7 protein-coding genes are annotated in these 12,602 nt (G+C 61.7%); 5 read left to right on the top strand and 2 right to left on the bottom strand.

The genetic code is table 11. The annotated features are described in order from the left end of the window. Positions 1–132: 132 nt before the first annotated feature. From ACP7D4_RS19220 to ACP7D4_RS19200, 5 genes are all read left to right on the top strand, one after another. Complete coding sequence (locus tag ACP7D4_RS19220; RefSeq protein ID WP_426210760.1) at positions 133–1,098, top strand: extracellular catalytic domain type 1 short-chain-length polyhydroxyalkanoate depolymerase; 966 nt, start codon at positions 133–135, stop codon at positions 1,096–1,098. Between the two features lie 189 nt (positions 1,099–1,287). Beyond that, entirely contained in the window at positions 1,288–8,103 is a 6,816-nt protein-coding gene (locus tag ACP7D4_RS19215) for a HAMP domain-containing protein (RefSeq protein WP_426210758.1), read from the top strand. Then, entirely contained in the window at positions 8,088–8,933 is an 846-nt protein-coding gene (locus ACP7D4_RS19210; RefSeq protein WP_426210756.1) for a hypothetical protein, read from the top strand. The genes ACP7D4_RS19215 and ACP7D4_RS19210 overlap by 16 nt, the downstream gene beginning before the upstream one ends. Before the next feature lie 48 nt (positions 8,934–8,981). Further along, entirely contained in the window at positions 8,982–9,326 is a 345-nt protein-coding gene (locus ACP7D4_RS19205; protein WP_426210754.1) for a DUF5710 domain-containing protein, read from the top strand. Further along, the gene (locus ACP7D4_RS19200) at positions 9,323–9,580 is read left to right on the top strand and encodes a hypothetical protein (RefSeq protein ID WP_426210752.1); all 258 of its coding nucleotides are present in this window, start codon (positions 9,323–9,325) and stop codon (positions 9,578–9,580) included. The genes ACP7D4_RS19205 and ACP7D4_RS19200 overlap by 4 nt, the downstream gene beginning before the upstream one ends. A 24-nt stretch (positions 9,581–9,604) precedes the next feature. On the opposite strand, the gene ACP7D4_RS19195 is transcribed toward ACP7D4_RS19200, so the two are convergent. Together ACP7D4_RS19195 and ACP7D4_RS19190 are read right to left on the bottom strand one after the other, a co-directional pair. Next, complete coding sequence (locus ACP7D4_RS19195) at positions 9,605–11,554, bottom strand: prolyl oligopeptidase family serine peptidase (protein ID WP_426210750.1); 1,950 nt, start codon at positions 11,552–11,554, stop codon at positions 9,605–9,607. 249 nt (positions 11,555–11,803) lie between these two features. Further along, on the bottom strand, positions 11,804–12,562 hold the full coding sequence (locus ACP7D4_RS19190; protein WP_426102966.1) for a hypothetical protein: 759 nt from the start codon (positions 12,560–12,562) through the stop codon (positions 11,804–11,806). Positions 12,563–12,602 lie beyond the last annotated feature (40 nt).

Raw genomic sequence — 12,602 nt, 5'->3', positions numbered from 1 at the left:
TCTGCCAGCGCGCTTAGTCGTTCTCCTACACCGATTCGCGACAAACGCCGACGTAGAAGGCAGCAAGCGCCGTGCATACTCATCAAAAAACATTGGGGACTCATCTGTCGCCTTTCTTCTGGAGCGTTATCAATGTTAAATCCAATGTTCGATGCCTGGGCCAGCCTGTGCTCCGTCAACCCTTTTGCGTGGGATTGCGGCCAGCTTGATGTCGCTGTCGCACCAAGCCGCGCCAGGGCGGCCAAGTTGCCGCCTTCGCTGATCGCGCAACGCCTCGTCACGGACGCCGGCTCGCTGGACTATAAATTGTATGTGCCGGCCAGCTATACGGGGCGTCCTGCGGCCTTGCTGGTAATGCTGCACGGTTGCAGCCAGGACGGCGCCGATTTTGCGCGCGGCACCGGCATGAACGAGCTTGCCGAACAGTACCAGTGCCTGGTGGCGTATCCGGAACAGTCGTCTTCCAGCAACGGCGGCAAATGCTGGAACTGGTTCGAGCCTGCCCACCACCACCGCGGCGGCGGCGAACCTGCCCTGATCGCCGGCGTTGCGAACAAGGTGATGGACGAGTACGTGATTGACCCCGCCAAAGTCTTCATCGCCGGTTTGTCGGCCGGCGGCGCCATGGCCGTGGTACTGGGCAGAACGTATCCGGACCTGTTTTGCGCGGTTGGCTGCCACTCGGGCCTGGCGCACGGGTGCGCAGTTGGCACCGGCCAAGCCATGCAGGCAATGCAATACGGCGAAGCGGCCGGCGCCGCGCCGCTGGCGGGCGCCTTGCCGCTGATTGTGTTCCATGGCGACATGGACAGCACCGTCCATCCACGTAACGGCGATGGCGTCATTGCACAGTCGGTCGATCTGAGCCGGTTGCGGCCGGGCACGGTGCAGACGGGCCAAGCCACCGGGCGCAGCTTTACGCGCACGATTCACCGCGGCCCCTCGGGCGCCGTGATGGCGGAACACTGGACCGTGCACGGCAGCGGCCACGCATGGTCGGGCGGCAGGCGCCAGGGCAGTTACACGGACGCCAGCGGACCGGATGCGAGTGGCGAAATGATGCGCTTTTTCATGGAGGTGAGTGACCAGCGGCAATAGAGTTTTCCTTGGATTACGCTGTCAAGGCGCCAACCTGCAGGCAATTCCGGCTGAATGCGGCGCTCGCGCCGCTGGACGCAGGTTTTGTCTGCCGCTTCATCCCAAAAAAGGGCTAGTTTCAATAGAACATTGCTTGCAAGCATAAAGATTGACATTCAAAATGTCTGCTCACAAACAAGGAGCGGTCACATGGATGTCATAGCAGAATCAAACGAAGTTCTCGATTCAAAGTTACTGCTGACTGCTTTGGTAGCGTTGCGCCGAGGCGATTTCTCCGTGCGGCTCCCCTCCGACTTGACGGGCATGAACGGCAAGATCGCCGATACCCTCAACGACATTATTGAAAACAGCGACAAGATCGCGCAGGAAATTGTCAGCGTGAGCCGCGTGGTCGGCCATGACGGCCGCCTGCTGCAGCGCGCAGCCTCGCCCACCGTGGGCGGCGGCTGGGCCACGATCATCAATTCGGTCAATGCCTTGATCGACGACCTGGTGCGCCCGACCACTGAAATGGCGCGCGTCATTGGCGCCGTGGCAAAAGGCGACCTGTCGCAAAACATGGCGCTGGAAGTGGACGGGCGCCCCTTGCGCGGTCAGTTCCTGCGCGCCGCATCGACCGCGAACACGATGGTGGACCAGCTGTCTTCTTTCGCCTCGGAAGTCACGCGCGTGGCGCGCGAGGTGGGTACCGAAGGTAAATTGGGCGGCCAGGCCAATGTGCCGGGCGTTGCCGGTACCTGGAAAGACTTGACCGACTCGGTCAACTCGATGGCCGGTAACCTCACTTCCCAGGTGCGCAATATTGCGGAAGTCACGACCGCGGTGGCCAACGGCGACTTGTCCAAAAAAATCACGGTCGACGTGCGTGGCGAAATCTTGCAGCTGAAAGACACGATCAACACCATGGTGGACCAGCTGCGCTCGTTCGCCTCGGAAGTGACGCGCGTGGCGCGCGAGGTCGGCACCGAAGGCAAACTGGGCGGCCAAGCTTACGTGCCCGGCGTGGGCGGCACCTGGAAGGATTTGACCGACAACGTGAACTTCATGGCGTCCAACCTGACGGGCCAGGTGCGTAACATTGCCGAAGTGACGACCGCGGTGGCGAATGGCGACTTGTCCAAAAAGATCGCCGCCGACGCCAAGGGTGAAATCTTGCAGTTGAAGGACACCATCAACGTGATGGTGGACCAGCTATCCTCGTTCGCCTCGGAAGTGACGCGTGTGGCGCGCGAAGTGGGTACCGAAGGCAAGCTGGGCGGCCAGGCGCAGGTGAAGGGCGTGGGCGGCACCTGGAAAGACTTGACCGACTCGGTGAACTCCATGGCCGGTAACCTGACCGGCCAGGTGCGCAATATTGCCGAGGTGACGACGGCGGTGGCGAACGGCAACCTGTCGAAGAAAATCACCGCAGACGCCAAGGGCGAAATTCTCGAGCTCAAAAATACGATTAACGTGATGGTGGATCAATTGTCTTCCTTTGCGTCCGAGGTCACGCGGGTGGCGCGCGAAGTCGGTACCGAAGGCAAGCTGGGCGGCCAGGCGCAGGTAAAAGGCGTGGGCGGTACCTGGAAAGACTTGACCGAAAACGTCAACTCGATGGCCGGTAACCTGACGCGCCAGGTGCGTAACATCGCGGAGGTGACGACGGCGGTGGCAAACGGCAACCTCTCGAAGAAAATCACGGCGGACGCCAAGGGCGAGATCCTGGAGCTGAAAGACACGATTAACGTGATGGTGGATCAATTGTCTTCTTTCGCCTCGGAAGTCACGCGCGTGGCGCGCGAAGTGGGCACCGAAGGCAAACTGGGCGGCCAGGCGCACGTGCCCGGCGTGGCCGGTACCTGGAAAGACTTGACCGACTCGGTCAACTCGATGGCGGGTAACTTGACGGGCCAGGTGCGTAACATTGCCGAGGTGACGACGGCGGTGGCGAACGGCGACTTGTCGAAAAAAATCGCGGCCGACGCCCAGGGCGAAATCTTGCAGCTGAAAGACACGATCAACGTGATGGTGGATCAATTGTCTTCCTTCGCCTCGGAAGTCACGCGGGTGGCGCGCGAGGTCGGTACCGAAGGCAAGCTGGGCGGCCAGGCAAACGTGCCGGGCGTTGCGGGTACCTGGAAAGACTTGACCGACTCGGTGAACTCGATGGCGGGTAACTTGACGGGGCAGGTGCGCAACATCGCCGAGGTGACCACGGCGGTGGCGAACGGCGACTTGTCCAAAAAAATTGCGGCCGACGCCCAGGGCGAGATTTTGCAGTTGAAAGACACGATCAACGTGATGGTGGACCAATTGTCTTCGTTCGCATCCGAAGTGACGCGCGTTGCGCGCGAGGTGGGCACCGAAGGCAAGCTGGGCGGCCAGGCGCAGGTAAAGGGCGTGGCCGGTACCTGGAAAGACTTGACCGACAACGTGAACTTCATGGCCTCGAACTTGACGGGCCAGGTGCGCAATATCGCGGAAGTGACCACCGCAGTGGCCAACGGCGAGCTGTCCAAAACCATCACGGCGGACGCAAAAGGCGAAATTCTCGAGCTCAAGAATACGATTAACGTGATGGTGGACCAGCTCAATTCCTTCGCCTCGGAAGTGACGCGCGTGGCGCGCGAGGTGGGTACCGAAGGCAAGCTGGGCGGCCAGGCCAATGTGCCCGGCGTGGCAGGCACCTGGAAAGACTTGACCGACTCGGTGAATTCGATGGCCGGTAACCTGACCGGCCAGGTGCGCAATATTGCGGACGTGACGACGGCGGTGGCAACGGGCGACTTGTCCAAAAAAATCACGGCAGACGCCAAGGGCGAGATCCTGGAACTGAAAGACACCATCAACGTGATGGTGGACCAGCTCTCCTCGTTCGCCTCGGAAGTGACGCGCGTGGCGCGCGAAGTGGGCACCGAAGGAAAACTCGGCGGCCAGGCGCAGGTGAAGGGCGTGGCCGGCACCTGGAAAGACTTGACCGACAACGTGAACTTCATGGCCTCCAACCTTACCGGCCAGGTGCGCAACATCGCCGAGGTGACCACGGCGGTGGCGAACGGCGACTTGTCCAAGAAGATCACCGCCGACGTCAAGGGCGAGATCCTGGAAATGAAAGACACCATCAACGTGATGGTGGACCAATTATCCTCCTTTGCCTCGGAAGTGACGCGCGTGGCGCGCGAGGTCGGCACCGAGGGTAAATTGGGCGGGCAGGCCAACGTGCCGGGCGTTGCAGGTACCTGGAAAGACTTGACCGACTCGGTCAACTCGATGGCCGGTAACCTGACCTCGCAGGTGCGTAACATTGCAGACGTGACGACTGCGGTGGCGAACGGCGACTTGTCCAAGAAGATCACGGTGGACGTGCGCGGCGAGATCTTGCAGCTGAAAGACACCATCAACACCATGGTCGACCAATTGCGCTCGTTTGCCTCGGAAGTGACGCGCGTAGCGCGTGAAGTCGGTACCGAAGGGCGCCTGGGCGGCCAGGCCAATGTACCGGGCGCCTCGGGCACCTGGAAAGACTTGACCGACAACGTGAACTTCATGGCGTCCAATCTCACCGGCCAGGTGCGTAACATCGCTGAAGTGACCACCGCGGTGGCAAACGGCGACTTGTCCAAGAAGATCACCGTGGACGTCAAGGGCGAGATCCTCGAACTGAAAGACACCATCAACGTGATGGTCGATCAACTGTCCTCCTTTGCGTCGGAAGTGACGCGCGTGGCGCGCGAAGTGGGCACCGAAGGAAAACTCGGCGGCCAGGCGCAGGTGAAGGGCGTGGGCGGCACCTGGAAAGACTTGACCGAGAACGTGAACTTCATGGCCGCCAACCTGACGGCGCAGGTGCGCGGTATCGCCGGCGTGGTGACCGCCGTGGCAAAAGGCGACATGAAGAAAAAGCTGACGGTCGCGGCGCAAGGCGAGATCGCATCGCTGGCCAACACCATCAATGAAATGACCGATACGCTGGCCGTGTTTGCCGACCAGGTGACGGGCGTAGCGCGCGACGTGGGCGTGGAAGGAAAGCTGGGCGGCCAGGCATCGGTGCCGGGCGCCTCGGGCACGTGGAAAGACTTGACCGAAAACGTGAACCAGCTGGCGGCGAACTTGACGACCCAGGTGCGCGCGATTGCCGAAGTGGCCACGGCGGTGACGCGCGGCGACTTGTCGCGCTCGATCCAGGTCGAAGCGCGCGGCGAAGTGTCCGACCTGAAGGACAACATCAACGAGATGATCCGCAACCTGAAAGAGACCACGCAAAAGAACGCCGAGCAGGATTGGCTCAAGACCAACCTGGCGCGCTTTACGCGCTTGTTGCAAGGCCAGCGCGACATCGAGGAAGTGACCAAGCTGATTCTCTCGGAGCTTGCCCCGCTGGTCTCGGCCCACCATGGCGTGTTCTTCATGATGGACGCCCATGACCTCAAGCCGCGCCTGAAAATGATCGCCAGCTACGGCTACCGGTCCGACCGCGAGCTGCCTACCTCGTTCGCTCCCGGCGAAGGGTTGGTTGGCCAGTGCGCCATTGAAAAGCAGCGCATGTGGCTGACCAACGTGCCGCGCGATTATGTCGTGGTGTCGTCTGGCCTCGGTTCCGCGCCGCCCACCAACATCGTGGTGTTGCCGATCCTGTTCGAGCAGGAAGTCAAGGCCGTCATCGAGATCGCCTCGCTCGACCGCTTCACGCAAACCCACATGGGCTTTCTGGACCAGTTGATGGGTTCGATTGGCGCGGTGTTGAATACGATCGAGGCCAACAGCCGCACCGAGTCGCTGCTGACGCAGTCGCAGTCGCTGGCGCAAGAACTGCAGCAGACCAACCAGGAGCTGGCCGAAAAGGCGCGCTTGCTGTCGGACCAGAACAGCGAGGTGGAACGCAAGAACCGCGAGGTGGAACAGGCCAAGCTGGCGCTGGAAGACAAGGCCACGCAGCTGGCGCTGTCGTCCAAGTACAAGTCCGAGTTCTTGGCCAATATGTCGCACGAGCTGAGAACGCCCCTGAACAGCCTGTTGATCCTGGCGCAGCAGCTGGGCGACAACCCGAACGGCAACCTGTCCAAGAACCAGGTCGAGTATGCCAAAACCATCCACGGCTCCGGCTCCGACCTGCTCACCCTGATCAACGACATTCTCGACTTGTCCAAGATCGAGTCCGGCACGGTGACGCTGGAAGTGTCGGAGTCGCGTTTCCCGGTGCTGGCCACCTACGTGGAGCGCACCTTCCGCCACATGGCCGAAGCCAAACTGGTCAAGTTCTTCATCGAGATGGATCCGAGCCTGCCGCTGGCAATGATGACCGACACCACGCGCTTGCAGCAGATCCTGAAAAACCTGCTGTCGAACGCGTTCAAGTTCACCGCCAACGGCGAAGTCACGCTGCGCATCGGCATGGTGCAAAGCGGCTGGACCCCGGAACACCCCACGCTCGACCGCGCCGACGCGGTGGTGTCGTTCTCCGTCACCGACACCGGCGTGGGCATTTCGGCCGACAAGCTGCAGCTGATCTTCGAAGCGTTCCAGCAGGCCGACGGTTCGACCGCGCGCCGCTACGGCGGCACCGGCCTTGGCCTGTCGATCTCGCGCGAACTGGCGCGTTTGCTGGGCGGCGAAATCCGGGTCAGCTCGGTGGTCGGCAGCGGCAGTACCTTTACCTTGTTCCTGCCGTATAACCATTCCGGCTTTGGCGCCTACCAGCTGTCCATGGAGCCGGCGCCGCTGCGCCAGATCGCCAACGAGCTGGCGCCCATGCCGATTCCGGGCGTGGTCACGCTGCCGTTCAACGGCACCACGCCGCGCGTGAACCTGCACGATCCGGACTTCGACGACCGCAACCTGGTGTCCTCGGGCGACCAGTCGGTGCTGATCGTCGAGGATGACTCGCGCTTTGCCAACATCGTGCTCTCGCAGGCGCGCGCGCGCGGCCTGAAAGGCATCGTCACCTTCAGCGGCGAATCGGTGCTCACGCTGGCGCGCGACTACCTGCCGATCGCCATCCTGCTCGACCTGGACTTGCCCGACACCGACGGCTTTACGGTACTCGACCGCTTGAAGCGCGACCCGACCACGCGCCACATTCCCGTGCACGTGATGTCGAGCATGCGCGAGCGCGAAAAGGCGCTGCGTGCCGGCGCCATCTCGTACCTGAACAAGCCGGTCAAGCCGGAGCGCCTGGACGAGGAATTCAGCCAGATCCTGCGCTTCATGAGCCATACCCGGCGCAGCCTGTTGATCATCGAGGACGACGAAGTGCAGCGGCTCGACATCACCCAGCTGATCGGCGACTCGGACCTGGAACTGGTGGCCGTCGACACCGGCGCCAAGGCGCTGCAAGTACTCAAGGAGCGCCGCTTCGACTGCGTGGTGCTGGACCTGTCGCTGCCGGACATGGACGGCTTCACGCTGTTGGACACCATTAGCAAGGACCCGAATTTGCGCGACCTGCCGGTGGTGGTCTACACCGCCGCCGAACTCTCGCGCAAGGAAGTGACCAAGCTCAAACGCTTTGCCAAGACCATCGTGGTCAAGGATGCGCGTTCGCGCGAGCGCCTGCTGGACGAAACGGCGCTGTTCCTGCACCGTTCGCCGGCGCGCCTGCCCGACGAGCAGCGCCGCATGCTCGAGCAGGTGCAGGCTTCCGAGGGCGACCTGGTGGGCCGCAGCGTACTCGTGGTCGATGACGACCTGCGCAACATCTTCGCGCTGACCACCGTGCTCGAACGCTACCAGATGAAGGTGCACTTCGCCGAAAACGGCAAGGACGGCATCAAGATGCTGGAAGAAACCGAGGGCATCGAGATCGTCCTGATGGACATCATGATGCCGGAGATGGACGGCTACGACACGATGCGCGCGATCCGCAAGATCGCCCGCTTCAAGACGCTGCCGATCATCACCTTGACGGCCAAGGCCATGAAGGGCGACCGCGACAAGTGCATCGCCGCCGGCGCATCCGACTACATCACCAAGCCGGTCGACGTGGCGCAACTGCTCTCGCTGATCCGCGTATGGCTCGGTCATTGACAGTGGCCGACGAGGCCAGCGTCGCGCAGCTGGAAACGAGCCTGCTGGTCGAAGGCATGTACCGGCGCTACGGTGTGGACTTTCGGGGCTTCGAACCGGTGGCCCTGGAGCGCAGGATCGACGCGTTCGTGGCGCACGCCGGCGTTGACAGCATCTCGGCCTTGCAGGGCAGGGTGCTGTACGATGTCGGCTTTGCCAGGGAAACGATGCGCCACCTGAGCCAGGGCGCCAGTGGTTTTTTCACGGGGCCGCAGTGCTTCATGGCGATGCGCTGCGCGGCCTTGCCGGTGCTGCGTTCAGCGTCCTGGCCGGTGGTGTGGCTGGCAGAATGCGCGGACCCTGGCCTGGTGCTGCAGCTGGCCGTCATGCTCGAGGAGGAAGGCTTGCTCGGCAAGACGCAGCTGTTTGTCACCAGCGCCAATGACGACGTGCTGGGCGAGGTGGCGGCTCTTGCCGTCACCGGCGCGAGCATGCTTGAGCGCGACGAGCGCCATTTGAAAGGGGGCGGGCGCCATTCGCTGCTGGCGTACTGCGAGCGCGTGGGCGAGCACTACAAGCTGCGCGCGGATTTGCGCCAGAACATCGTGTGGGGCCAGTACGACCTGGCGAGCGACGCCTCCTTCAATGAGTTCCACCTGATCGTGTGCCAGCGTCCGCTCAAAGATTTCGACGTGCCGCTGCAGTGGCGCGCGCTCGGCCTGTTCAGCGAAAGCCTGTGCAACTTCGGCATCTTGCAGGTGGAGCCGCCCAGCGACTTGCTGGGCACGGAGTTCGCCAAGGACTTCAGTTGCGTGCTCGGCGAGCAAGGGGTGTACCGGCGCCTGCCATAGTGGGACAATACGGCATCCTGTCAGGGGCGACTACATGAAAGCGACCACATGAAATTCTTGAAAGTTCCGTTCGCGGAAAAAGACGAAGCAAAATCCCTGGGCGCGCGCTGGAACCAGGACCGCAAGGCCTGGTACGTGCCCGACGGCGTGGCCGACGCACCCTTTGCGCGCTGGCTCACGGCGGGAGGCGAGGCGCCGCCCGTGAAAGAAAAGGCGGCCAAGCTTGACACCTATTCGGACAAACCCGTCGTCGGCAAGCAATACTTTGAACTGGAGCATGACTGCAATCCCTTCAGCGCCTGCGCCCAGTGCGCGCCGGTGCTGGCCAAGGCCGGCTGGAGCGCGGCCAATGATGCCGTGCGGACCATGCTGGCGGCCATGCCGGCCAGATGAGCGCGCCCGAGTGCAACCGCACCATGGAACAGGCACGGCGCGACTTTGCGCTCGGGCGCCTGAGCGGCGTGATGTTGCTGCGCGTGCCGATGACCGCAGGCCACTGGAACGTGCGGCTGGTGGGCGCCAAGGGCGACGCCGGCATGCTGCTTGAGGTCAAGAACCTCGCGCCACAAGTGTTTGCCAGCCTGGACCAGGCGGTCCAGGCGCTCGAGCAGATCGGCTTTGCCTTCACCCAGCTCAAGGTACAGTAAGGGGGCAGCAAGGGTGCAGCAAGCCTATTTGGCCAGGTGCTTGCCCAGGAAAGCTTCCAGCCGTTCGTAGAATTCCTGCTGGCGCTTGGCGTCGTAAAAGCCATGGCCCTCATCCTTTTCCAGGATCCACTCCGGCGGACGGCCAGCCTTGATGAGCGCCTCGCGCATCATCAATGCCTGGTTCAGTTCAGTGACCTTGTCATTGCCGCCGTGGACCAGCAAGACTGGCACGGTAATGTTGGCAGCGAGCGTTGCGGGCGACTGCTGGCGCAGCTGCGCTTCGTCACTACCCATTACCTTGGCCAGGTAGTTCTTGGCTTGCTTGTCACCGATCAAGCGGTCCGTTGTATAAGCGTGGGGCAAGTAGTAGATGCCCGAGTAACCGACCGCGCATTTGAACATGGCAGGTGCGCGGACCGGCAGCATCAGCGCCGCGTAGCCGCCGAAGCTGGCGCCGAACACGCATACCCGACTGGCGTCGATCTCGCTTTGGGCGCCGGCCCATTTCACGCCGTCGATCAGATCGTCCATCATCTTGCCGCCCCATTCTTTGTGGCCGGCCGCTTCGAAGCGCTTGCCGCGCCCGCCCGAGCCGCGGAAATTGACTTGCAGTACTGCGTAGCCTCGGCTGGCCAGAAATTGCGCGTCGGTATCGAAGTACCAGTCGTCGGCAATGCCGATCGGTCCCCCATGGGGCAGCAGCACCATCGGCAATTTGCCCTTGCCCGGATTGGCCGGCAGCGTGATGAAACCGGACACCGGCAGGCCGTCGCGGGCGGTGAAGGTGAACGGGCGCCGCTCGGCCATCTGGGCGGGATCGATTTTCTCCATGTTGGAAAACAATGCGTCCGCTTGCGCCGTCTTTTTGTCGTACAGATAGTAGGTGCCGGGATCGCGGTCGCTGCGCACGCTAAAGAGCAAATGCTGGCCGTCGTCGCTGAAGTTGATGAAGGAAACGTAGGCGTTGGGAAAAGCGGCACTGAGTGTCTTGTGCAGCACGGCGTCGGGCAGCTTGTCGTCGAGGTAGCGCGCGCGCGGAATGCCCACGGCCGACGAGTAGGCGAACGGCACGCTGGGCCTGGCGGTGTATTCAAAACGGTCGATATTGCCTAGCGCATCGCTGGCAATCGGGGTGCGCGCTCCGCTTGCCATGTCTTCGCGCAAGATGCTGTATGGCCCGCCATTTTGGGCCTGGCTGACGTACACCGCCTTGTCGTCCGGCGTGAACGCGAACGGGTGGTAGCGTGAACCTGGCGTCTCAAAGCTGACCGGGCGCCATTGGCTGCTGCCGTCGTCGAGGCGGAACAGCACCGCCTGGTTGTTCTCGTTTACGCCCGAGGCAAAACGCGGCTTGCCATCATGCTGGACTTCAAAATCAAGATCCTCCGCCGGTATGTCAGCAAGCAATTTGCGGGCCGAGGTCACGGAATCGATGTCGTACAGCATGCTGCGCTTGCTATCCCAATAATGGCTGCCCAGCAGCACATGGCCATCGCGCTGCTCCGGGATGTGGGTTACATGCGCATAGCCATAATCGTCGCCATAGCGGTCGCCCTTGCTCGACTGCCTGAATCCTTTATAGCCGAATAGATATTGCTGTTGCGTGCCGTCGAGATTGACGGCAACGACCTCACCGGTTGCAACTGGTTTTTCGCGCAGGCCGATTTCCCGGCCCTTCTTGACGGCCAGCCGCTTGTTGGTAAGCCAGAGAAAATCCGCGGGGATTTCGAAAGCGGGCAAGCCGATCGAGCTGACGTGTTTCAGTTCAGGTACGGTGTAGACCGACAGCGTCGGAATCATCCTGCCATTGCGTTCCATCCTGACATTGATGGCGACATGCTTGCCATCGGGCGCAAGGCGGGCCTGGCTGTAAGTGGCGGCCTCAGTAAAATTCTGGACGGGGACGAGCGCGTCGGCCGCAGCCGCGTCTAAGACCGCGAGCGACAGCAGACAGGGGATAAGGCAAGATCTCATGGTTCGGTTATCAAAAAAGTAATTAACCGATGGTAACATTGTTTATTGGCGATGATCGAGATTTTGTTTTGGCATGGTTTTCTTTTTGCAACAATTTGTACTCCACGATCTGCAGGCGACAAGAATTATCCAAATTTACATATTATTGATATGATAAGTTTATACATGAGCTCGCTACACCTGTAAAAGAGTTACCAATGAACCGTTACTTGAAGGCAGCGTTCCTGACTGTTTGCCCCGGGTGAGGGTTTAGTAGTGGCGCCGCCGGGCGACCTTGTCCCATACCCGCGAGACCCAGCTTGGCTGCCATGAAACGCCCGCGCTTTTTTCGTGCGGGGAGCGGGAATCGAACTGCTCGTTCTGGGCGCTCGGCTGGATCGCCACTACGCCCGGCCCGCTGATCGGGATCGTCACGCCCAGTTCGGGCATTTCCTTTTCTACCGTGCAGTTGCAGCCGATCAGGTCGAGCGTGCGCGAGAAGCGCTGCGCCGTCACGTGGTCCAGCCGGCGCTTGAGCACCGCCTTGGGCATGGCCAGCACCTCGCGCACTTCTTCGGGCGAGCGCTTGAACAGCGGCACCAGCTTGGCCACGATTGCTTCGCGGTCGACATTTTTCTGGATGCTGTCGAGCGTGATGCTGAACGTCGCCGGGCGGTGCACCTTGTCGGCCTGCTCGTCCAGCACGGTCAGCGCGAGCGCACCCGCCCGGCGCAGCAGGAAGGGAATGACTTCCACGTTGCGCGCGACAATCTGTATGGCGCCGGCGTCGCCGGTGAACCCTTCCATCAGCGGTACGTGGCCCCACGGACACACCGGGCTGCCTTCGGCGTTGTCGTAAATGCCAGTCGACGGGCACGGAAAACGGGCCGTGAGTGCATCGTGGAACTGAATCAGCCGGGGCGACGGCGCCAGCCCTGCTGACTCGCGCAGCAAGTTGTCCGCAAATCCATAGGCATCATGGTTGTAAGGGGGCACCGTGGGCACGACAATTTTTAATATATAGTTCATAAGAAACTAATGTTAGCGCGAAGAAACCTCAATTGTATTT

The sequence above is a fragment of the Massilia sp. TWP1-3-3 genome (assembly GCF_049897805.1).
Classification (GTDB): domain Bacteria; phylum Pseudomonadota; class Gammaproteobacteria; order Burkholderiales; family Burkholderiaceae_D; genus Telluria_A.
This window is presented reverse-complemented; position numbering and strand designations above follow the sequence as displayed.